Here is a 20738-nt window from a genome sequence, read left to right as displayed (position 1 = left end):
CGCAATGGGCACAAAAAAGTGCCGTCTTCCATCCATCTGCGGCCACTTTATGCCGGGATCAAACAAGGTCAATTCCGGGAGAGAACAATGGTCGCACATGCGGCGAACGACGCGACGCGAATGGACGGCAAAGTCGTGGTCGTCACCGGCGGCGCCGGCGGAATCGGCGGGGCCACGGCCCGGCTGCTGGCGTCGCGCGGAGCCCGGATCGTGGTGGCGGACATCGCCCTTGCCCCGGCCGAGCAACTGGCGGCCACGCTGCCCGATGCGATCGCCCTGCACCTCGATCTGGAACAGGAAGCCTCGATCGAGGCGATGATCGCCCAGACCCTCGCCCACTTCGGCCGGCTGGACGTGCTGCACAACAATGCGGCGCTGCTCGGCCCCGATATCGCCCGGAACGACGGCGATGTGGAGCACATGGCCACCGCGCTGTGGGACCGGACTTACGCGGTCAACGTGCGCGGCACGATGATCGCCTGCCGCGCCGCCCTGCCGCGCTTGCGCGAGACGCGCGGAAACATCGTCAACACCGTCAGCAACCTGGCGCTGCAGGGCCACATGATTCAGGCGGCCTATTCCTCGTCCAAGGCGGCGGTGATCCAGATGACCCGGGCCATCGCCGCCAGCCACGGCCTGCACGGCGTGCGCTGCAACGCTGTCGCCCCCGGCATGACCATGACCCCGGCCTTGCGCGAAGCCTTCCCGCCGGTGCTGCGCCAGGCGGTGGAGGACGAAACCCTGCGCGACCGACTTGGCGCGCCGGAAGACATTGCCGAGGCGGTGGCCTTCCTCGCCTCCGACGCGGCGCGCAATATCACCGGCCAAGTGCTCGTCGCCGATGGCGGCTGCGCCAGCCACGTTCCCGGAATCGCGCAGTTCCGGGCTTTCTTTTCGGGAGAACATTGATGAGCCAGTACGACGTGGTCGTCATGGGCGGGGGGCACAACGGCCTCGTCGCCGCCGCCTACATGGCCAAGGCGGGCAAGAAGGTGATCGTGCTGGAACGCAAGCCTCACTACGGCGGCGGCGTTTCCACGCGCGAGCTGATCCAGCCCGGCTTCTGGCATGACGAGCATTCCAACGTGCACATCATGATCCAGGGCAATCCGATGCTGCGCGAGGATGAGCTGGGCCTGTTCGGAAAGTTCGGGCTGGAATACATCTATCCCGAACTGCCCCACGCCTCGATCTGGGAAGACGGGACGATGGTGCGATCCTGGCGCGATCTGGACCGCACCTGCGAGGAAATCGCCGCCTTCTCACCTCGCGATGCCGAGGCCTATCGCAAGTTCGCCAGCGCCTCGATGGCGGCGCTGCCGATGTTCATGTCCGGCCTCTATGCGCCGCCGTTCCCGATGGGCGCTTTCGTGGCGATGATGGATCAGTCGGACGAAGGGCGCTTCCTGCTGGACGTCATGCAGCGTTCCGCGCTGGACGTGGTGAACCAGTATTTCGAAAGCGACCTGCTGCGCCTCCACATCGTGCGCATGGTCACCGAGAACCTGCAGATGCCCGATGAACTGGGCACCGGCATGGGCGCCTTCCTGATGCCCGGGATCATCCACGCCTATGGGTGTTCGATGCCCAAGGGCGGCTCCGGCCAGCTTTCCCATTCTCTGGTCCGCGCGATCGAGCATTTCGGCGGCGAAGTGCGTTGCAATGCCGAAGTGCGGCGGGTGATCGTCTCGGGCGGAAAGGCCACCGGGTTGGAGCTGACGGACGGCGAGACCTTTATGGCGAAGGACGGCGTGATCGGTGCGATTCACCCGCATGTCCTACGCAAGTTCGTGGCCGAAACGCCCGAGCCGGTGCTGGAGCGGGCCGAGCGGGTCACCCAGTCCACCTTTTCGATCAACCTCACGCACCTGACGCTGAAGGACCGCCTGCGGCTCAAGGTCGGCAATGAAACCAATGCCATGATGACCGAGCTGATGGACTTCTACACCATGCGCGACATGCTGCTGGAGTACGACAAGCTGCGCCGCGGCGAAGTGTCCGAACGGCTGATCGCGGGCGGTGACAACACCATCTTCGATCCCAGCCGTGCCCCCGAAGGCGCGGGCGTGTTCTATGGCGTAAACTTCGCGCCCTACGACCTTTGGCCCGGCGGCCCGGCCTCGTGGGATGAGCGCAAGGAAGAGATCGCCGACAAGGCGCTGGCGCAGTACCGCAAGTTCTACGCGAACCTGGATGACGACAACATCACCGGCCGCCTGATCCGGTCCCCGCTCGATCATGAACGGGACAGTCCGGCCAGCTTCCTGAAGGGCGATATCCACGGCTGCGCGCCGTTCTTCTACCAGTCGGTGGGCCACCGGCCGACGCCGGACTTGGGCTCGTTCCGGGTGCCGCAGATCGACGGGCTCTACCTCGTCGGGCCGTTCATGCACCCGGGCGGCGGCGTGTTCGGCGCGGGCCGGGCGACGGCTATCCAGATGATGGACGACCTCGACATCGAATTCGACAAAGTCTGCGGGGAGCGTGTGTGATGGCCGATGCGAAGAAGAAAGCGCCCCAGAAAAAAGCAGGCGTGATGCGTATCCTCGACGCGCAGGACAAGGAACTGATGGCGGTGCGCCGGATCGAGCGTGACGGGGAGAATCTGGTCATTCGCGGCAAGATCTTCGGCGCCATGCCGATGGTCGCGAAAGTGACGCCGGAAGAAGCACGCGCGGCGCTGAAGCTGCTCGACGCGAAGACGATCCTGTTCATCGTCAGCCTGCTGTTCCGCAGGGCGAAGTAGGCGAAGTAGGCGGCGTGGGGGCGTGCTGACGCCCCCACGGCCTTCCGCAATCACTCCATGAACCAGCCGTGCGAGGCGACCAGCGACTGGCCGGTCAGCGCATTGGTCTGGAACCCGGCGAAGAACAGCGCCACTTCGGCAATGTCGTCCACGGTGGTGAATTCGCCATCGACGGTCTGGCCCAGCATGACCTTGCTGATCACTTCATCCTCGGAAATGCCCAGTTCCTTGGCCTGTTCGGGGATCTGCTTGTCCACCAGCGGGGTGCGGACGAAGCCGGGGCAGATCACGTTGGAACGCACGCCCTTCTTGCCGCCTTCCTTGGCGATCACGCGGGCAAGGCCGAGCAGGCCGTGCTTGGCGGTGACATAGGCGCTCTTCAGCGGGCTGGCTTCCTTCGAATGGACCGATCCCATGAAGATGATCGATCCCGAATTCTGCGCATACATGTGCGGCAGCACCGCCTTGGAGGTGAGGAAGGCGCCGTCGAGGTGGATCGCCAGCATCTTCTTCCAGTCGGAAAAGGCGAACTGCTCCACCGGGTTCACGATCTGGATGCCGGCGTTGGACACCAGCACGTCCACCGTGCCCCAGGCTTCTACCACTTTGGCGACGCCGGCGTTGACCTGATCCTCGCTCGTCACGTCCATGGCGACGGCGATCGCATCGGTGCCGTACTTGGCCTTGATATCGTCCGCCGCCTTCTGCGCGGCATCCAGATTGAGGTCGGCGATCGCCACCTTGCCGCCTTCGGAGGCATATTTGTGGGCGATGGCATTGCCGATGCCGCTGGCGGCGCCGGTGACGATGCAGGACTTGTCCTTCAGCTTCATTGACCTCTTCTCCTTGATCTTGTTCGCCGGGGCCGCACCCTCGGCATTGTGTTCAGTGTCCGTTGACGGGACGGTCGGCCGCAAGGTCGAACGTCATGATCTCGTCCGGCTTCAGATGACGGTCGCTCCAGTCCGGCTTTTCCAGCGACCAGTGTGCGTCGGCCCGGCCCGCCTCCCAGTGCTCGGTAACCGTCATCCGGGAAAATTCGTAGTCCTTGGACATCGTTTCATAGCCGCGCGGCCGGTTGATCAGGTGCATGATCGCCACCGCCCCCGCCGGCCGGCAGCCCAGCAGGTGGGCCAGATCGGGATCGTCGCGCAGGTCGTCCGGCAGCTTGCGGTAAAGACGCTGCGCGGCGGCGCGCATCTTCTGCAGCTGCTTGGACAAGTCCGTATTCAGGCGCGTGCGGCTGGAATAGCGGATGTCCTTCTCGCGCTGGGCGATGTCGGCCATCGTCTTGGGCATGACCCCGCGAGAGGGAAACAGGTCCACCTGGAATACGGTCATCTCGCAGGGGCTGCGATTGTCCAGCACGTATTGCAGCGGGGTGTTGGAAACCAGCCCGCCGTCCCAATACCACTCGCCGTCGATCTCCACCGGCGGGAAGCCGGGCGGCAGGGCGCCGCTGGCCATGACATGCTCGGGCCCGATCTTGCGCTCGCTCTGGTTATCGAAATAGGCGAAGTTGCCGGTCATCATGTTCACCGCGCCGACCGAGAAGCGGGTTTCGCCGCGATTGATCCGGTCGAAATCGACAAGATCCAGCAGCGTCTGGCGCAGCGGCGTGGTGTCATAGAAGCTCAGGCGGCTGAGATCGTTCGGCCATTCGGGCAGCGGCGTCGGCAGGCGCGGGGTGAAGAAACCGGGAATGCCGAAGGCGGCGGCCCATGCCGAAGACGTCTCGTTGAAGGCGCGGCGGGCGAAGCCGTTGCCGACGTCCAGCTTGTAGAGCAGTTCGTGGCTCACCCCTTCCCAGAAGGCGCGCAGATGCTTCACGCGTTCTCCCGGCGCATTGCCGGCGATGATCGCGGCGTTGATCGCGCCGATGGAGATGCCCGCCACCCAGTCCGGCGCGTGGCCGGCTTCGCTCAAGGCCTCGAAAACCCCGGCCTGATAGGCCCCCAGCGCCCCGCCTCCCTGCAATACGAGTACCGACTGATGGTCGCCCAGATCGTGGCCGGGATCAGCGGGGGAAGCGGTGGTCTTGCTGGCATTCATGGGCAGGGTCCTGCGCATGGGGATGTTGCGGTGCAACAAGTGGACCCGCGTGCGGTTCCTTTCAAGCGGGAAGAATCTGTTGTTTGGTAGAAAAGGCCCATCCGGGCATTTTGAGCGGCACCGGCCCACTCCCCCACCCGACCACCCATCAGGATACACTCGTGGGTAGTCGGCCCCCTCAGCGAAAAGGTCCCCCGGACCTTTTCGTGTTCTTCGGGACGGGAGTGGGCCGGTGCCGCAAAATCCGCCATCAGCGGATTTTCAAACTAAGCCGCGACTTCGGTCAGGCTTCCTTCGCTCGCGGCTTCCAGCAAACGCCGTTCCAGCGCCTTGATCCGCGTGGTGGAGGTCAGCTTCTCGCCCAGCAGGTCGGTTACATAGAACGTATCCGCAGCGCGCTCGCCGTACGTGTCGATATGCGCGGAATGGACCATCAGCTTGCTCTCGAACAGCGCATGGGCCAGCCGGTTGAGCAGCGCCGGGCGGTCGCGGGCGTTCACTTCCACCACGGTCAGGCGGTTCGATGCCTTGTTGTCCACCAGCACGCGCGGGCGCACGTCGAAGGCGTCGGCACGCGGCCGGGCGTCGGGCTTGGCGACCAGTTGCGGCAGGATCTTGATGCGATTGGCCAGCGCATTCTCGATCGAGGCGCTGAGGCGGGCCAACTGCGTATCCTCGCTGAACGGGCGGCCCAGCGGGTCCTGGATCAGGAAGTTGTCGACCGCGCGGCCGGTGCGGGTGGTGTGGATGCGCGCGTCGATGATGTTGCCGCCGGCCAGGTGGATGCCCCCGGCGATGCGGTAGAACAGGCCGGGATGGTCCGATGCGATCACCGTCACCAGCGTTGCCCCGCGTGCCGGGTAGTATTCGCTGAGGATCGACAGCGGCTCGTCACGCGATGCGCTGAACTGGGCGAGGTTGCGGGCGATCACGTCGTCCGGTTCGGCGATCCAGTAGGCATCGGCGAACTGGCCGCCCAGTTCCTCGATCAGCGCCTCGTTCGCGGGATCGAGCGCGATCACCGCCGCCTTCTTCGCCGCCACGCGCTTCTCGCGCCCGAATTCGACGTGGCCCAGGCGCAGGCGTTCCTCGGCCGCGCCGTAAAGGTCGCTGATCAGCTGGCGCTTCCACGAATTCCACGTGCCCGGCCCCACCGCCCGGATATCGACGATGGTCAGGATCGTCAGCTGGCGCAGGCGGTCCACCGACTGCACGACTGCCGCGAAATCGCTAATCGTCTTCGCGTCCGAAAGGTCGCGCTTGAAGGCGGTGGCGGAAAGCAGCAGGTGGCGCAGCACCAGCCACGAGACCAGCTCCGTCTCCTCCTCGTCCAGCCCGAAGCGCGGGCACAGTTTCAGCGCGATCTCCGCGCCGATCTCGGAGTGATCCCCGCCGCGGCCCTTGGCGATGTCATGCAGCAGCACTGAGGCATAGAGCGCCCGGCGCGAGCGGACCTTGTGGATGATCTCGTGGCTGAGCGGGTGGTCCTGCTTCAGCTCCCCCTTCTCGATGCGGGCGAGCAGGCCGATGGCGCGGATCGTATGTTCGTCCACCGTGTAGTGGTGGTACATGTCGAACTGCATCTGCGCGTTCACGCGGCCGAATTCGGTGACGAAGCGGCCGAACACGCCCGCCTCGTTGAACGAACGCAGCGCCACTTCGGGATTGTTGCGGCTGGTGAGCAGTTCCATGAACAGCTCGTTCGCGCGCGGATCGCGGCGCACTTCCTCCCGGATCAGTGCCGCATCGCGGGAGACCAGACGCATGGTTTCGGGGTGGATCTCCAGCCCTTCGCGGTCCGCCAGCACGAATATCTCGATCAGGCGTACCGGATCGGCTTCGAACCAGTTGTCCGACGGGGCCATGATCCGCCCGCCGAACACCTTGTAGCCTTTCAGCGCGCGCGGCCGGGCGCGAAAGCCTGCCAGCAACCCGCGCGGCTGCTTCTTGGCGAACTGGTCGTCCAGCTGGGCCAGGAACACGCCGGTCAGGGTGCCGACCATCTTCGCCTGCAGGAAGAACATCTGCATGAACCGTTCGACCGCGCTTTTCCCGGGGCGATCGGCATAGTTCATCCGCATCGCCACTTCGCGCTGCAGGTCGAAAGTCAGGCGATCCTCGGCCCGGCGGGTGATCGTGTGGAGGTGGCAGCGCACCGCCCAGAAGAAGTTCTCCGCCCGGCGGAACGCGCGGTATTCCTTGTGGGTCAGCAGGCCCACGTCCACCAGTTCGCTGGGATCGCGCACCTTGTGGATGTACTTGCCGATCCAGTAGAGCGTGTGCAGATCGCGCAGGCCGCCCTTGCCTTCCTTCACATTGGGTTCGACGACATAGCGGCTGTCGCCCATGCGCTTGTGGCGTTCCTCGCGCTCGGCCAGCTTTTCCACCACGAACTGGCGCTCGGTCCCGGCGACCACATCTTTCCAGAAGCGCGCACGCACTTCCTCGTAGAGATGCTGGTCGCCCCAGACGTAGCGGCCTTCCAGCATGGCGGTGCGGATCGTCAGGTCCGACCGGCTCATGCGCACCATGTCATCCACGGAGCGGCTGGAATGGCCGATCTTCAGGCCCAGATCCCACAGGAAATAGAGCATCGCCTCGATGATCTGCTCGCACCAGGCGGTCTGCTTGATCGGGGTGACGAAGGCGAGGTCGACGTCCGAATGCGGCGCCATCTCGCCGCGCCCATAGCCGCCCACCGCGATGATCGTCAGCCGTTCCCCGGTGGATCGGTTCATCGCCGGATAGACGTGGGTGGACACGTGATCGTGAATCACCCGCAGCAGCTGATCCACCAGATAGGCCTGCGCCTCGGCCACCTCGTGCCCGGCGGAGGGCTTGGCGACCAGACGGCGGGCGATCTCGGCCCGGCCATCCTCCAGCGCGCCGCGCAGAAGATCGACGATCTGCTTGCGGCCCTTGGCGGCGCCTTCGCCGGCGACGACGGCTTCGATGGCCTCGACCAGCGCGCGGCGGTCGATCACGGAACGGGGCGAAGGGATGCGGATCACGCTCATGTCAGGCGGTATCTAATCGTTCCAAGGGGACAGGAAAAGGCGCGCGCGATGCTCGCCGCATTGATTTTGCCGCCAAGTTCCTAAAACGAGCCTACCAACCGCCCCAAGGCTATGCCAGAAGGCGGGCCACGCATTCCTCTACGCATCCGTCGCGCCGGTTCGGTACGGCGGCCTGAAAAACTACGAGGTCGAACCACTTGTCCCTCACCGCACTTGCCGCAAGCGCCGTCGCACAGGCGCACGAGCCGATCTACTGGGCCAATCTGGGCCTGAAGAACTACCTGTTCCGGATCGGCAGCTTCGAACTGCGCTGGTATTCGCTGGCCTATCTGGCCGGCATCATGCTGGGCTACTGGCACCTGACGCGGATGATCCGGGCGCCCGGCGCCCCGCTGGCGCAACGCCATGCGGACGATCTGTTCTTCTACTGTACGCTGGGCATCATCCTGGGCGGTCGCCTGGGTTACGCCACGTTCTACACCGGCGGGGATACCGGCATTCCCAGCCTCTGGACCGATTGGCGGGCGCTGGTTTCGCTCTGGCACGGCGGCATGAGCTTCCACGGCGGGCTGATCGGCGTGCTGCTGGCGCTGGCCTGGGTATCGTGGCGCAACAAGCTCGATTTCCTGCGGGTGTCGGACTACATCGCGGTCTGCGTGCCGTTCGGCATGATGTTCGGCCGTCTGGCCAACTTCGTGAACGGCGAACTCTGGGGCCGCGTGGTCACCAACCCGAACCTGCCCTGGGCCATGGTCTTCCCCGATGCCGGCCCGCTGCCGCGCCACCCCAGCCAGCTTTACGAAGCCGGTCTGGAAGGTCTGGCGATGGCCGTGATCATGCTGACGCTGTTCTGGAAGACGCGTGCGCGCTTCCGCCCCGGCATGTTGGTCGGCGTGTTCACCACCGGCATCGCCGCCGCCCGCTTCACCGTGGAATTCTTCCGCGAGCCGGACGCCCAGCTGCTGGAATTCGCCCAGCGCACACACCTTTCGATGGGCCAGTGGCTGACGATCCCGCTGTTCGCGCTGGGTCTGGCGCTGATCGCGCGTTCGCTGATGCGCCCGGCGCTCGCCACCGGCCGTCCGGTTCCGGCGTGATGCACCGATGACCGAAGGCCGTTCCGAGCCGCTGGCCGAGATTTTCCGGCGGCTGATCCAAAGCTACGGCCCGATTTCGCTGCTGCACTACATGGGCGAATCCAACGCGCGCTATTACGCGGGCAAGGACCCGCTCGGCAGCGCGGGGGACTTCATCACCGCGCCCGAAATCAGCCAGATGTTCGGCGAACTGATCGGCCTGTGGCTGGCCGACGTGTGGAGCCGTGCGGGCAGCCCGAAGGTTCATTACGTCGAACTCGGCCCCGGTCGCGGCACGTTGGCGCGCGATGCGCTGCGCACGATGGCCCGCTTCGGCCTGGTGCCGGACGTGCACTTCGTCGAAGGCTCCACCGCGCTGCGCGCCTTGCAGCGCGAAGCGGTGCCGCAAGTGCAGTTCCACGACGATCTGGCGACGTTGCCGGACGATGCGCCGCTGCTGATCGTGGGCAACGAATTTCTCGACGCGCTGCCGGTGCGCCAACTGGTGAAGACCGCCGACGGCTGGCGCGAACGCATGGTCGATTGGGCGGAGGATCGCTTTCGCCCCGTCGCCGGTGACAAGCCGATGGACGCCGCCGTTCCCGAAGAATGGAAGGACGCGGCCGAAGGCACGATCCTGGAAACCTGCCCCGGCGCGGCGGCGGTCGTGCAGGAAATCGGCCATCGCCTTTCTGCGCAGGGCGGCGCGGCGCTGCTGATCGACTATGGTTTTGCCGAAAGGCAGGCCGGATCGACGCTGCAGGCGCTGCGGGAGCATACGAAGGTCGATCCTTTCGCCACGCCGGGCGAGGCGGACCTGACCTGCCTGGTCGATTTCGCCACTGCGGCCGATGTGGCGCGGGCAAGCGGCGCGGAATGGCTGGGCACCGTCACGCAAGGGGCCTTCCTGCGCGCGCTGGGCATCGAAATGCGCGCCGAGCGACTTGCCGCTTCCGCACCGCAGCAAGCCGATGCTATCAGGACGGCGCTGGACCGGCTGGTGTCCGACGAACAGATGGGCAGTCTGTTCAAGGTCATGGCCCTTGCCGGGCCGGATTGGCCGGAGGGCGCCGGGTTCCAGGGGCTTTGAAGGTGCAACAGGGGGCACGATGCACGACAAGGTTAAGGGTGTAACCGCGCAGGATCTGAAGGGGCCCGATCGCCTCGAACGCGCGCTGGGCGTGCTGGCGCTGGTGATGATGGCGGTGATTCTTGTCGCCATCGTGCGTGGCATGGCCGAATGGGCGCGGATCCCGGCGGTCGTGTGGTTCCATCTGGCGACCATGCTGGTGACGCTGGCGTTGACGCCGATGCTGCTGTGGCGGCGGCGCGGCGATTACCGCCATCGGGTGATGGGCTATGTCTGGGCCGGATCGATGATGGCCACCGCGATCGACAGCCTGTTCATCCGGGGCCACAACGGCCAGTTCAGCGTGATCCACCTGCTGTCGGCCTTCGTGATCGTGATGGTGCCGGTGCTGGTGTTGGCCGCGCGCAACCATAATGTCGCCCGCCACCGCCGCACCGCGCGCGGGCTGATCATCGGCGCGCTGCTGGTGGCCGGGTTCTTCACCTTCCCCTTCGGTCGCCTGCTGGGGCACTGGCTGTTCGGGGGTTGATAGAGCCTCAGGCCCCGCGCAACTGACCGATCGCCCACTCGGCAGCATCGGCCACGGCCGGGTCGGGATCGTTGCGCAAGGCTTCCACCGTATCGAGCAGCGCGGCGGAGCCGCTGTTGCCCGCCGCGTAGAGGCAGTTGCGCACGAAGCGGTTGCGGCCGATCCGCTTGATGGGGGAGCCGGAGAACAGCTTGCGAAAGCCCGCATCGTCCAGCGCCAACAGGTCGGCCAGTTCGGGCACGGTCAGCTCCGCGCGCGGCAGGAACGCCTTGATGGTGTGCGCCATGTCCGCGAACTTGTTCCACGGGCAGACGGCCAGACAATCGTCGCAGCCATAGATGCGGTTGCCCAGCGCCTCGCGGAATTCCTCGGGAATCGGGCCCTTGTGCTCGATCGTCAGGTAGCTGACGCAGCGCCGCGCATCCAACCGATACGGCGCGGGGAAGGCGGCGGTAGGGCAGGCGTCCTGGCAGGCACGGCACGATCCGCAGCGGTCGCGGCCCGGCGTGGAGAGCGGCAGGTCCAGCGTGGTGTAGATTTCGCCCAGGAACAGCCACGATCCATGCTCGCGGCTGACCACATTGGTGTGCTTGCCCTGCCACCCCAGCCCGGCGGCGGCGGCCAGCGGCTTTTCCATGACCGGCGCGGTATCGGTGAAGACCTTGACGCCGATGTCCCCCAAGCCGCGCTTGCGCGCTTCCTCCACCAGCCAGCGGGCCAGATGCTTCAGCGCCTTCTTCACCACGTCGTGATAGTCGGCGCCTTGCGAATAGACCGAGATGCGGCCCACTTCGGGCACATCGGCCAGCCGCAGCGGATCGGAGGCCGGGGCATAGCTCATGCCCAGCGCGATCACCCGCCGCGCCTCGGGCCAAAGCCCCTGGGGGGACCGGCGATGGTGCGCGCGATCGGCCATCCACTCCATCGAACCGTACATCCCCTCGGCCAGCCACGAATCGAGGCGGGCGGCGCGATCGGCATCCTCTTCGGCGGATGCGATTCCGAAGGCGCAGAAGCCCAATGCGCGGGCTTGCGCCTCAAGATTCTCGGTCAGGTCACTTAGAGGGTTGTTAACCAAGCTTGCGGATGCTCCGGTTCACGTCATGACGGTAGGTGGGCTCGATGAACATCGCACTAGGAGATTGGCCCGTGGCCAGCAATGAGGGAGCCGATTCGGCGCACGTCGATCCGCGTCCTCTTGCGATAGAGGCGCGCGGACTGGTCAAGCGCTTCGACGGGTTCACGGCGGTGGACGGTGTGGACCTTCAGGTACCGGTAGGTGCCGTCTATGGCATCCTAGGTCCCAATGGCGCGGGCAAGACCACGACGCTGCGGATGCTGCTGGGAATCATCGATCCCGACGCCGGAACCCGCCGGATTCTGGGCTCGGAGCGGCCGCACGACGTCGCCCACGCCATCGGCTACCTGCCCGAAGAGCGGGGCCTCTATCCCGCGATGAAGGCCACGGAAGCAATCGCTTTCCTGGGATCGCTGCGCGGATTACCGCTGAAGGAAGGGCGCAAGCGGGCGCACGAACTGCTCGAACGCCACGGCCTCGGCTACGCGGCGGACCGGCAGATTCGCCAGCTTTCCAAGGGCATGGCGCAGCAGGTGCAGATCCTGGGCACCTTGGTCCACCGCCCCCGACTGGTGATCTTCGATGAGCCGTTTTCCGGGCTGGACGCGCTGAATCAGGGCAAGCTGGAACGCATGATGCGCGGGCTGGCGGAGGAGGGGACGACGGTGATCTTCTCCACCCACGTCATCGCGCACGCTGAGCGCTTGTGCGACGATGTGGCGATCATCGCTGGCGGAAAAGTGCCGTTTGCGGGGCCTGTCGACGTCGCCCGCGATCGCATTCGCCCGCAAGTCCGGCTGGAAACCCGCGCCGCCGACGGCCCCTGGCGCGCCGCGCTGCCCGCCGATGTGCGCCGCGAAGGCGCGTTCTGGAACTTCTCGCTGCCGGAAACCGGCGTGGAACCGCTGCTGCGCGCGCTGATCGAGGGCGATGCCGGCATCCTCTCGCTCTCGATCGAGCGGGCCGGGCTGCACGATGCCTTCGTCGCCATCGCCGGCGAGGCGGCGGCCAAGGCGCTGGAAGAGAGCCCCGAACAGGAGCAGGGCCGATGAGCGAACATGTCCGAACCGGCCGTCTTTCGGTACTGGCCGCCGCCTGGGTGGTAGCCCGGCGCGATTTCACGGCGATTCTGTTCAGCCGCAGCTTCTTCTTCTTCCTGCTGGGGCCACTGTTTCCGGTGATCGTCGGCGCGCTGGCCGGCAGTGTAGGCGCGCGGGTTCAGGCGAGTGCGGAGCAGCCGGCGCTCGGCGTGGCGATGCGTGCCACCGATATCGATGCGCTGACGGCGGCGCGGGCGCGACTGGCCCCGGCCCTGGGGGACGCGGTGCCGAACCTGATCGTCCTGCAAAAGCTTGCCCCCGGCCAGACATTCGATGCCCATGCGGCCTTGGCGGCGAAGAAGGGCAATGTCGCCGCCGTGCTGACCGGCAGCGTGGCGGCGCCGGTCCTGACGGGCCCCGAAGGGCTGATTGCCAACTGGCGCGGCCCGGTTTCGCTGCTGGCGGTGCAGGCCCGCTCCAGCCATGTCATCGCCTATCCGGAGATTGCGCTGAAGCCGGTGGCCAGCAGTTCCGCGGGCGAACGCCGGGGCCGCCTGACCACCGCGCAGAGCGCGCAGATGCTGCTGTTCCTGCTGACGATGATGCTGGCCGGCATGGTCCTGTCCAATCTGGTCGAGGAAAAGGGCAACAAGATCATCGAGGTGCTGGCCGCCGCAATCCCGATGGATTCGGTGTTCCTGGGCAAGCTGTTCGCGATGCTGGGTGTTTCGCTGATGGGCATCGGCACCTGGGCGGCCGCGGCATCGCTGGTGATCCACTTCGGCGGATCGGCGCTGCCGCATCTGGCGGAGCCCGCCGTGGGCTGGCCGTTGCTGATCGCGCTGGGCGTCGTCTATTTCGCGATGGCCTATCTGCTGCTCGGCTCGGTGTTCCTGTCGATCGGATCGATGGCGACCACCGTGCGCGAGGTGCAGACGCTGTCGATGCCGGTGACGATGCTGCAACTGATGGTCTTCTTCTTCGCCAGCTTCGCAATGACGCAGCCCGGTAGCATGGTGGAGACGGCCGCCATGATCTTCCCGTTCAGTTCGCCCTTCGCGATGCTGGCGCGCGCGGCGCAGGATCCGGCGCTGACGCCGCACCTGATCGCGATCGGCTGGCAGGCGGCCTGGGTGCTGCTGCTGGTGCGCATCGGCGCGCGGCTGTTCCGTTCGCGGGTGATGAAGTCCGGCCCGGCCAGGGGACCGAAGCGGCGCTCTGCAAAGCGGGCATGGTCGCGGCGTGTAACCGGGGGCGAGGCGGCAGCGAATTGAACAGCACGAGAAGGAGAGAACCTTCGATGCCGTTTCTATCCACACGCCGTGAAATCCTGGGCTGGCTGGGCGTCGGCGCCGCCATGCCGGTGCTGGCCGCCTGCGACAGTAGCACCGCCCAGGCGAAGACCTATCCGGTCAGCCACACCCCGGCAGAGTGGCGCAAGCTGCTGACGCCGGCCCAGTTCCACATCCTGCGCGAGGCGGGCACCGAACGATCCTATTCCTCGCCGCTCAATGACGAGCATCGCAAGGGCACGTTCCTCTGCGCGGCGGACGGCAATCCGCTGTTTGCCTCCACCGCCAAGTTCGACAGCCACACCGGCTGGCCCAGCTTTACAAAGCCGCTGCCCGGCGCGGTGGAAACTTCCACCGACTATCTGATCGGGGTGTCGCGGACGGAAGTGCACTGCACGCGTTGCGGCGGTCACCTTGGCCACGTGTTCGACGATGGGCCGCCACCCACCGGCAAGCGCTATTGCATGAACGGCGCGGCAATGACCTTCAGGCCGGGCTGACCTTCAGGCTGGAGACCCATCAATCTTCGGACGGGGGCAGCGTGTCCGTCGCCACGTCCATCCGGGAGGTGCGCAGCGCCAGTTCCTCAAGGCTGAGCAATTGCGCGAAGACCAGGCCATAGCCGGGGTGCTGGCGCCAGCAGACGGTGGCGTCGAAGGCGGGCAACTGGCTGGCCGAAAGGCGCAGCTTCTGGCCGATCGCCAGCTTCTGCACGGTTTCGATGCCGGCGCCCTGGCGTGAGAGATCGCGGATGATGGCGGGGTGCTGCTCGCCGTTGACAAGGATCACTGCCGGGTGTTCCACCCGCAGGCGCACCGGACGCTTGGGGAATGGCCCGGCCTCCGCAATGAAGCGCTGAAGGTCGACCGAGGCGGCGAAGCGGAATCCGGCCTCGTTCTCCTGTTCCCAGATTCGCTCGACCGGGAAGCGTTCGCCGGTCGCGATTTCCAGCGCGAATCCGTCGCCGGGGGGAAGTTCGTGGAAGAGCTTCAGCTTCACGCCCGTTTCGGAAACGTCGCGCACGATGCACAGGTATTCGCGGCCCTTGCCGATCAGCTTGGCCTGGCGCAACAGCAGCGCGAAACGCGGCTGGACGCGCTGGTCGGCGACCCGCTCCGCCCGCACGCGGCCGAGCGCGTCGAGCAATTCGTCGGGCATCCGGGAGGACGTTTCGTGCGGCAGGCGATCGGGATTGGTCATGTCCTAGGTTGCACCCTGTCGGTCGCCGGGAATGGGGCCGGGCGATCCTGCTCGATTCGGTCCGCAAGGAGGCTCTGCCACGGGCAGGGTTCCTCAACCGGCACGGGGCCGGGCGGTGGGGAAATCTCAAACGCGCTAAACGGGTACGCGATCAGGATACCGATTCGCGGGTTACCGAAGGGTAAAGGGAATTCCCGAAGGAGAAGGCTGGTGCGGGCGGCGGGACTCGAACCCGCACGATCACAGATCAGGGGATTTTAAGTCCCCGGCGTCTACCATTCCGCCACGCCCGCACGACATGCTGGAAGCACGTCTCAAAAGCCGTGCGCGATCTGGCAGATCGCGGCGGGTCCGGCAACAGGGCGCCGGCACGCAATCGGTGATTACCGCCGGCGCGGATCGGGGAAAGCTGGGCCTTGAGCGTTCAATTCCAGCTCAATGCACGTTCAGGCGGACGCGCATTTCCTTGCCGGGCTTGAAATAGGGCACGCGCTTTTCGGGCACTTCCACGCTTTCGCCGGTGCGGGGGTTGCGCCCCTTGCGGCTGTCGCGATGGCGGGTGGAGAAGGCGCCGAAGCCACGCAGTTCGACTCGGCCGCCGTCAGCAAGGCGCTGGGCGATTTCGTCGAAGAAGGTGTCCACTGCGCGTTCCACGTCTTCGGTACGCAGTTCCGGATTTTCCTTCGAGAGGGCCTGCAACAGTTCGGATCTGATCATCTCGCACCTTTCCGTAGAGCCAACAAAGACACCATCGGGCGAAAACATCCTCAGGCGAAAAAATCCTCCAGTCGGGCGCGAATCACAATATTTCGCGTGACTTGGGGGCCTCTGACTCAGAAAATGCCATCGCGCGGGCTTTCGCGCAATGCTCCTACCGGATGATGGAAGTTTCCTGCGCGTGAGGGCCGCCAGCCGCACGAATGGGCGGTTCCTTGCGCCTCTCGCCCATTTACAGCGCGAATTTGCCCGTTAACGTCCCCGCATTTGGCGCCACGGGTCGGCGTGAACGAAGCACAAGAGGACGCATGAAAGATATCGGAACCTGGAACGAGGGGGACTGGGTCGGCGCGATCGGCGCGATCCTGCTGTTCGCCATATTGGCGATCGGCGGCGTCATCGCCTCGCGCAAGAGCCAGGAAGTGGTTGGCCACCCGCGCGGTCTTTTCGTGCTTTTCTACACGGAAATGTGGGAACGCTTCTCGTACTACGGGATGCGCGCCCTGCTCATCCTCTATCTCACCAAACATTGGCTGTTTGATGACGGCAAGGCGAACCTGATCTACGGCGCCTATACCAGCCTGGTCTACATCACCCCCGTGCTGGGCGGCTATCTGGCCGACCGCTACCTTGGCCAGCGCAAGGCCGTGCTGTTCGGCGGCGTACTGCTGGCCTTCGGCCACGTGTTGATGGCGTTCGAGGGCACCGGCGGGCAGAGCGATCCCACGATCAACGTGTTCTGGCTGGCCCTGGCCTTCATCATCGTCGGCTCCGGCTTCCTGAAGGCCAACATCTCGGTGATCGTCGGCCAGCTCTACAAGCTGACTGATGAGCGTCGCGATGGCGCCTATTCGCTGTTCTACATGGGCATCAACTCGGGCGCGGCGCTGGGCACGATCCTGGTCGGTTACCTGGGCGAGACGATCGGCTGGGGCTACGGCTTCGGCCTGGCCGGCATCGGCATGGTGCTGGGCCTGATCATCTTCATGGTCGGCAAGCCTGCGCTCAATGGCCGCGGCGAACCGCCGGCGCCGCTTGCGAAGAAGCGCGAATGGTCGCTTTACGCCATGGGCACGGCCTCGGTCGCGGTGCTCTGGGCGCTGATCCAGTTCCAGGCCGTGGTCGGCACGCTGCTGCTGATCTCTGCCGTGGCGCTGCTGGGCTACCTGCTGGTCGAAGCATTCCGCATGCCCAAGGAACCGCGTGAGCGCATCTTCGCGATCATCTTCCTGCTGGCCTTCCAGCCGATCTTCTGGGGCCTGTTCGAACAGGCCGGTGGCTCGCTCTCGCTGTTCACCGATCGCTTCGTGGAGCGTGGCGGCGTGCCCACCTCGCTGTTCCAGGCGGTCAACCCGATCTTCATCGTCACTTTCGCGCCGATCCTGGCATGGCTGTGGCGCTCGCTCGGCCGCAAGCAGGTGGAGCCTTCGGCACCGGCGAAGTTCGGTTTCGGCCTCGTGCTCGTGGGCCTCGGCTTCGTGTCGCTGGTCTGGGGTGACGCCGTTGCCGGGCAGGGCGCCAAGGTCGGCGTGTTCTTCATCTTCCTGATCTACTGGTTCCACACGCTGGGTGAGCTGTGCCTGTCGCCGGTGGGCCTCAGCGCGATGAACCGCCTTGCTCCCCGCCACCTTGCCAGCTTCATCATGGGCGCGTGGTTCTTCGCCACTGCCGGTGGCAACTTCGTGGCCGGCATGATCGGCCAGGCGACCGGCGGCGAACATGGCGCGATGACGCGTGAGGGCACCGTCGCGATCTACGGCACCATCGGCTGGTGGGTCGTGGGCATCGGCGTCGCCGTCATCCTGGTCGCGCGCCTTGTGAAGCGCTGGATGCACATGGACACGCTGAAGGACATCGAACTGGAGGGCGCCTCCGAGTTCGGGCTGGAGGCGCAGGAAGCGGGCATCCACCCAACGCTCAAGCCGAACTGAATTGAAAATCACCGGCCCGGAAACCAAGGTTTCCGGGCCGGTTTCACGAATACGCTTCAAGACAGGGGATTCCACATGACCAAAACGCCGGGATTGCGGCGCTGGACGTCGCTGCTCGTGCTGGGCACGGCGCTGGCGTTCAGCGCCAACAGCGCGGACGCCAAGAAGCAGGACAAGAAGCCGGCGCCCATCGTCGCCGATCCTTATCCTTCCACCTACAAGGCCTATCCCGGCACGCCGACCGCCCTCGTCGGCGCCACCGTCTATGACGGGCGCGGCGGCCGCATCGACAACGGCGTGGTGCTGTTCAAGGACGGCAAGCTGGTGGCGATCGGCGCTGCCGGCATGGCGATCCCGGACGGCTACACCCGGATCGACGGCACCGGAAAGTTCGTCACCCCCGGCGTGATCGACATCCACTCGCACCTTGGCGTCTATCCCTCGCCCTCGGTCGATGCGCTGTCGGACGGCAATGAGATGACCAGCCCGACCACGCCCGACGTCTGGGCCGAACACTCGGTCTGGCCGCAGGATCCCGGCTTCACCCGCGCGCTGGCCAATGGCGGCGTCACGACGCTGGAAATCCTGCCCGGCTCGGGCAACCTGATGGGCGGACGCACCGTCACGCTGAAGAACGTGCCCAGCATCACCGTGCAGGGCATGAAGTTTCCCGGTGCGCCCTATGCGCTGAAGATGGCCTGCGGCGAAAATCCCAAGCGCGTCTACGGCAGCAAGGGGCAGAAGCCCTCCACCCGCATGGGCAACTTCTCGGTCGACCGTCAGGCCTGGATCGACGCACGCCAGTACATGGATGGCGACCATTCGGAGCGGGATCTGGGCAAGGACACGCTGGAAGGTGTGCTGAAGGGCGAGATCCTGGTCCAGAACCACTGCTACCGCGCGGACGAGATGGCGCAGGTGATCGATATGGCCAAGGAAATGGGCTACAAGGTCGCCGCCTTCCACCACGCCGTCGAAGCCTACAAGATCGCCGACGTGCTGCGCGAAAACGACATCTGCGCTGCCGTCTGGGCAGACTGGTACGGCTTCAAGATGGAAGCCTACGACGCCATTCCCGAAAACGCCGCGCTGCTGGCCAATTCCGGCACCTGCGTGGTGATCCACTCGGACGACGAGAACGGCATCCAGCGTCTGAATCAGGAAGCCGCCAAGGCGCAGGCCGATGGCCGCCGCATCGGCATCGACATTCCCGATGCCAAGGTGGTGGGCTGGTTCACCTACAACGCCGCCAAGGCCATGGGCATCGGCGAGAAGACCGGCAGCCTGGAAACCGGCAAGATGGCTGATGTGGTGCTGTGGAACGGCAACCCGCTCTCGGTCTATTCGCGCCCGGAGAAGGTGTGGATCGACGGTGCCCTGATGTTCGACGCGCTGGACGCCAAGCGCCGCCCGGTGAGCGATTTCGAACTTGGGCAGGCCGGTGAAGGAGACGTGAAATGAGCCGCCGTGCCATCATCGCCGCGGCGCTCGCGGCTGTTGCCCTTCCCTCCGCTGCTTTCGCGCAGGACTTCGCGATCACCAACGCCACCGTCGCCACCGGTGACGGCAGCGCCCCGATCGAGCATGGCACCGTCGTCGTGCGCGCGGGCAAGGTGGTCGCGGCCGGGGCTGGCGTAGCCGTTCCCGCCGGCGTCCAGAGCATCGACGGCACCGGCAAGTGGGTGACCCCGGGCCTCTTCGCCGCCGTCACCGATCTTGGCCTGCTCGACGTCGAAGGCGTTGCCAACAGCAACGATACCGAAGCCGAGGATTCGCCGTTCAACGCCGCGCTGGACGTCAGCCCGGCGGTCAATCCGAACAGCGAGCATATCGCCATCAGCCGCGAAGGCGGCGTCACCCGCGCCAGCGTCTCGCCCTACAACGGCCATTCGATCTTCGCCGGGCAGGGCGCGGTGATCGACCTTGGCGCCGATCCCAATGCGGTGACCAAGGCGCGCGCTTTCCAGTTCGTCGAACTGGGGGAGGCGGGTGCGAAGCTGGCCGGCGGCAGCCGCGTGGCGGCCCATGTCGCGCTGCGCAACGCCTTGCGTGAGGCGCGCGAGGTGGCGGCTTCGCCCAACGCGGCGCGCAGCCCGGATGCACTGCTCACCCGCGTCGATGCGGTGGCGCTGGCACAAGTGATTGACGGTCGCCAGCCGCTCTACGTTGGTGTGGAGCGGGCATCCGACATTCGCAGCGTGCTGGCGCTCAAGACCGAGTTTCCCAAGCTCGATCTGGTGCTGGTCGGCGCGACCGAGGGCTGGCTGGTCGCCGCCGATATCGCCGCCGCCAAAGTGCCGGTGATCACGATGCCGCTGCGCGACCTGCCTTCCGCGTTCGAAGCGCTGGCCGCCACGCAGTCCAACGTCGGGCGCATGAAGAAGGCGGGCGTGAAGGTCGCCATCGGCATGTTCAACACCTCTAACCAGCCGCGCTATGCACCGCAGGAGGCCGGCAACCTCGTCGCCCTCGCCAAGCTGCCGGGAGCGGCGGGGCTGACCTGGGGAGAAGCCTTCGCGGCCATCACCTCGGTCCCGGCCGAGATCAGCGGCATGGGCGGAAAAGAGGGCGTGCTGGCCCCCGGCGCGGTGGGCGACGTGGTGATCTGGGACGGCGATCCGCTGGAACTGTCCTCGGCCCCGACCGAGGTGTTCATCGATGGCGTCAAGCAGCCGCTGGACAACCACCAGAGCCGTTTGAAGCAGCGCTACAAGAGCCTTGATCGGACCTATTTGCCCAAGGCCTACGACTGGTAAGCGATCCGGGTTGGGCGCGGGATGGAATTCATCCGGCACCTAACCCCACATCCAAATCTCCGTCATCCCCGCGAAGGCGGGGATCCCGCTTTTCTTGCGCGCTCGGAAAAAGGAAGCGGGGCCCCCGCCTTCGCGGGGGCGACGAAGTTTGATGTCTCGCTCGTCGCAGGCATCGCGCGAACCTGACACTCGTATCTTTTCTCCATTTCGCCTT

18 protein-coding genes and 1 tRNA gene are annotated in these 20738 nt (G+C 65.8%); 12 read left to right on the top strand and 7 right to left on the bottom strand.

Going from position 1 to position 20738, the window contains the following annotated elements; genetic code table 11:
* Window positions 1-87 precede the first annotated feature (87 nt).
* The 3 genes from WBP06_RS15250 to WBP06_RS15240 are packed head-to-tail and all read left to right on the top strand — an operon-like array spanning window position 88 to window position 2746.
* On the top strand, window positions 88-909 hold the full coding sequence (locus tag WBP06_RS15250; protein WP_395329474.1) for an SDR family NAD(P)-dependent oxidoreductase: 822 nt from the start codon (window positions 88-90) through the stop codon (window positions 907-909).
* The gene (locus tag WBP06_RS15245) at window positions 909-2492 is read left to right on the top strand and encodes a phytoene desaturase family protein (RefSeq protein ID WP_395329472.1); all 1584 of its coding nucleotides are present in this window, start codon (window positions 909-911) and stop codon (window positions 2490-2492) included. The genes WBP06_RS15250 and WBP06_RS15245 overlap by 1 nt, the downstream gene beginning before the upstream one ends.
* Complete coding sequence (locus tag WBP06_RS15240) at window positions 2492-2746, top strand: hypothetical protein (protein WP_395329470.1); 255 nt, start codon at window positions 2492-2494, stop codon at window positions 2744-2746. The genes WBP06_RS15245 and WBP06_RS15240 overlap by 1 nt, the downstream gene beginning before the upstream one ends.
* 50 nt (window positions 2747-2796) lie before the next feature.
* Here the strand turns inward: WBP06_RS15240 and WBP06_RS15235 are convergent, their stop codons facing one another.
* From WBP06_RS15235 to WBP06_RS15225, 3 genes are all read right to left on the bottom strand, one after another.
* Window positions 2797-3579 (bottom strand): 3-hydroxybutyrate dehydrogenase, encoded by a 783-nt coding sequence (locus tag WBP06_RS15235; protein WP_395329468.1) that lies wholly within the window; start codon window positions 3577-3579, stop codon window positions 2797-2799.
* 52 nt (window positions 3580-3631) lie between these two features.
* On the bottom strand, window positions 3632-4798 hold the full coding sequence (locus WBP06_RS15230; RefSeq protein WP_395329466.1) for a patatin-like phospholipase family protein: 1167 nt from the start codon (window positions 4796-4798) through the stop codon (window positions 3632-3634).
* Window positions 4799-5064: 266 nt separating this feature from the next.
* The gene (locus WBP06_RS15225; protein ID WP_395329464.1) at window positions 5065-7815 is read right to left on the bottom strand and encodes a [protein-PII] uridylyltransferase; all 2751 of its coding nucleotides are present in this window, start codon (window positions 7813-7815) and stop codon (window positions 5065-5067) included.
* A 197-nt stretch (window positions 7816-8012) separates the two neighbouring features.
* Here WBP06_RS15225 and lgt point away from each other — a divergent pair, with 197 nt between their 5' ends.
* The 3 genes from lgt to WBP06_RS15210 are packed head-to-tail and all read left to right on the top strand — an operon-like array spanning window position 8013 to window position 10510.
* A complete protein-coding gene (gene lgt, locus WBP06_RS15220; RefSeq protein WP_395329462.1) occupies window positions 8013-8912 on the top strand; it encodes a prolipoprotein diacylglyceryl transferase in 900 nt (299 codons plus the stop codon).
* A gap of 7 nt (window positions 8913-8919) precedes the next feature.
* Window positions 8920-9981, top strand: a complete 1062-nt coding sequence (locus tag WBP06_RS15215) for a class I SAM-dependent methyltransferase (RefSeq protein WP_395329460.1) — start codon at window positions 8920-8922, stop codon at window positions 9979-9981.
* A 19-nt stretch (window positions 9982-10000) separates the two neighbouring features.
* The gene (locus WBP06_RS15210; RefSeq protein WP_395329458.1) at window positions 10001-10510 is read left to right on the top strand and encodes a DUF2306 domain-containing protein; all 510 of its coding nucleotides are present in this window, start codon (window positions 10001-10003) and stop codon (window positions 10508-10510) included.
* Between the two features lie 7 nt (window positions 10511-10517).
* Here the strand turns inward: WBP06_RS15210 and queG are convergent, their stop codons facing one another.
* Window positions 10518-11588 carry a tRNA epoxyqueuosine(34) reductase QueG gene (gene queG / locus WBP06_RS15205; RefSeq protein ID WP_395329456.1) on the bottom strand — a complete coding sequence of 357 codons (1071 nt, stop codon included), beginning with the start codon at window positions 11586-11588 and terminating at the stop codon, window positions 10518-10520.
* A gap of 44 nt (window positions 11589-11632) precedes the next feature.
* On the opposite strand from queG, the gene WBP06_RS15200 reads away from it, so the two are divergent.
* The 3 genes from WBP06_RS15200 to msrB are packed head-to-tail and all read left to right on the top strand — an operon-like array spanning window position 11633 to window position 14420.
* Window positions 11633-12640 carry an ABC transporter ATP-binding protein gene (locus WBP06_RS15200; protein ID WP_395329454.1) on the top strand — a complete coding sequence of 336 codons (1008 nt, stop codon included), beginning with the start codon at window positions 11633-11635 and terminating at the stop codon, window positions 12638-12640.
* A complete protein-coding gene (locus tag WBP06_RS15195; protein WP_395329452.1) occupies window positions 12637-13902 on the top strand; it encodes an ABC transporter permease in 1266 nt (421 codons plus the stop codon). The genes WBP06_RS15200 and WBP06_RS15195 overlap by 4 nt, the downstream gene beginning before the upstream one ends.
* Window positions 13903-13928: 26 nt before the next feature.
* Window positions 13929-14420 carry a peptide-methionine (R)-S-oxide reductase MsrB gene (gene msrB / locus WBP06_RS15190; RefSeq protein ID WP_395329450.1) on the top strand — a complete coding sequence of 164 codons (492 nt, stop codon included), beginning with the start codon at window positions 13929-13931 and terminating at the stop codon, window positions 14418-14420.
* 19 nt (window positions 14421-14439) lie between these two features.
* On the opposite strand, the gene WBP06_RS15185 is transcribed toward msrB, so the two are convergent.
* The 3 genes from WBP06_RS15185 to WBP06_RS15175 all read right to left on the bottom strand — a co-directional run bounded on the left by WBP06_RS15185 (window position 14440) and on the right by WBP06_RS15175 (window position 15837).
* Entirely contained in the window at window positions 14440-15120 is a 681-nt protein-coding gene (locus tag WBP06_RS15185) for a PilZ domain-containing protein (protein WP_395329448.1), read from the bottom strand.
* A gap of 208 nt (window positions 15121-15328) precedes the next feature.
* Window positions 15329-15413 (bottom strand) — tRNA-Leu (locus WBP06_RS15180).
* Window positions 15414-15555: 142 nt separating this feature from the next.
* Window positions 15556-15837 (bottom strand): integration host factor subunit beta, encoded by a 282-nt coding sequence (locus WBP06_RS15175; RefSeq protein WP_395329446.1) that lies wholly within the window; start codon window positions 15835-15837, stop codon window positions 15556-15558.
* 308 nt (window positions 15838-16145) lie between these two features.
* Between WBP06_RS15175 and WBP06_RS15170 the strand changes: the two genes are divergently transcribed.
* The 3 genes from WBP06_RS15170 (at window position 16146) to WBP06_RS15160 (ending at window position 20524) form a co-directional block, all read left to right on the top strand.
* Window positions 16146-17768 (top strand): peptide MFS transporter, encoded by a 1623-nt coding sequence (locus tag WBP06_RS15170; RefSeq protein ID WP_395329444.1) that lies wholly within the window; start codon window positions 16146-16148, stop codon window positions 17766-17768.
* A 75-nt stretch (window positions 17769-17843) separates the two neighbouring features.
* Window positions 17844-19229: an amidohydrolase gene (locus WBP06_RS15165; RefSeq protein ID WP_395329442.1), complete on the top strand. Its 1386-nt coding sequence runs from the start codon at window positions 17844-17846 to the stop codon at window positions 19227-19229.
* Entirely contained in the window at window positions 19226-20524 is a 1299-nt protein-coding gene (locus WBP06_RS15160; protein WP_395329440.1) for an amidohydrolase family protein, read from the top strand. Before WBP06_RS15165 ends, WBP06_RS15160 begins: the two co-directional genes overlap by 4 nt.
* The last annotated feature ends 214 nt before the right edge of the window (window positions 20525-20738 follow it).

The sequence above is a fragment of the Novosphingobium mississippiense genome, assembly GCF_044029535.1.
Classification (GTDB): Bacteria; Pseudomonadota; Alphaproteobacteria; order Sphingomonadales; family Sphingomonadaceae; genus Novosphingobium.
This window is presented reverse-complemented; position numbering and strand designations above follow the sequence as displayed.

What these genes read in the sequence shown, in the direction of transcription:
- WBP06_RS15215 (WP_395329460.1), top strand. Translation starts at nt 8,920, where the DNA reads ATGACCGAAGGCCGTTCCGAGCCGCTGGCCGAGATTTTCCGGCGGCTG.
- WBP06_RS15230 (WP_395329466.1), bottom strand. Translation starts at nt 4,798, where the DNA reads ATGAATGCCAGCAAGACCACCGCTTCCCCCGCTGATCCCGGCCACGAT.
- WBP06_RS15210 (WP_395329458.1), top strand. Translation starts at nt 10,001, where the DNA reads ATGCACGACAAGGTTAAGGGTGTAACCGCGCAGGATCTGAAGGGGCCC.
- WBP06_RS15225 (WP_395329464.1), bottom strand. Translation starts at nt 7,815, where the DNA reads ATGAGCGTGATCCGCATCCCTTCGCCCCGTTCCGTGATCGACCGCCGC.
- WBP06_RS15250 (WP_395329474.1), top strand. Translation starts at nt 88, where the DNA reads ATGGTCGCACATGCGGCGAACGACGCGACGCGAATGGACGGCAAAGTC.
- WBP06_RS15200 (WP_395329454.1), top strand. Translation starts at nt 11,633, where the DNA reads ATGAACATCGCACTAGGAGATTGGCCCGTGGCCAGCAATGAGGGAGCC.
- WBP06_RS15160 (WP_395329440.1), top strand. Translation starts at nt 19,226, where the DNA reads ATGAGCCGCCGTGCCATCATCGCCGCGGCGCTCGCGGCTGTTGCCCTT.
- WBP06_RS15195 (WP_395329452.1), top strand. Translation starts at nt 12,637, where the DNA reads ATGAGCGAACATGTCCGAACCGGCCGTCTTTCGGTACTGGCCGCCGCC.
- WBP06_RS15165 (WP_395329442.1), top strand. Translation starts at nt 17,844, where the DNA reads ATGACCAAAACGCCGGGATTGCGGCGCTGGACGTCGCTGCTCGTGCTG.
- WBP06_RS15175 (WP_395329446.1), bottom strand. Translation starts at nt 15,837, where the DNA reads ATGATCAGATCCGAACTGTTGCAGGCCCTCTCGAAGGAAAATCCGGAA.
- WBP06_RS15235 (WP_395329468.1), bottom strand. Translation starts at nt 3,579, where the DNA reads ATGAAGCTGAAGGACAAGTCCTGCATCGTCACCGGCGCCGCCAGCGGC.
- WBP06_RS15245 (WP_395329472.1), top strand. Translation starts at nt 909, where the DNA reads ATGAGCCAGTACGACGTGGTCGTCATGGGCGGGGGGCACAACGGCCTC.
- WBP06_RS15240 (WP_395329470.1), top strand. Translation starts at nt 2,492, where the DNA reads ATGGCCGATGCGAAGAAGAAAGCGCCCCAGAAAAAAGCAGGCGTGATG.
- WBP06_RS15170 (WP_395329444.1), top strand. Translation starts at nt 16,146, where the DNA reads ATGAAAGATATCGGAACCTGGAACGAGGGGGACTGGGTCGGCGCGATC.
- msrB (WP_395329450.1), top strand. Translation starts at nt 13,929, where the DNA reads ATGCCGTTTCTATCCACACGCCGTGAAATCCTGGGCTGGCTGGGCGTC.
- WBP06_RS15185 (WP_395329448.1), bottom strand. Translation starts at nt 15,120, where the DNA reads ATGACCAATCCCGATCGCCTGCCGCACGAAACGTCCTCCCGGATGCCC.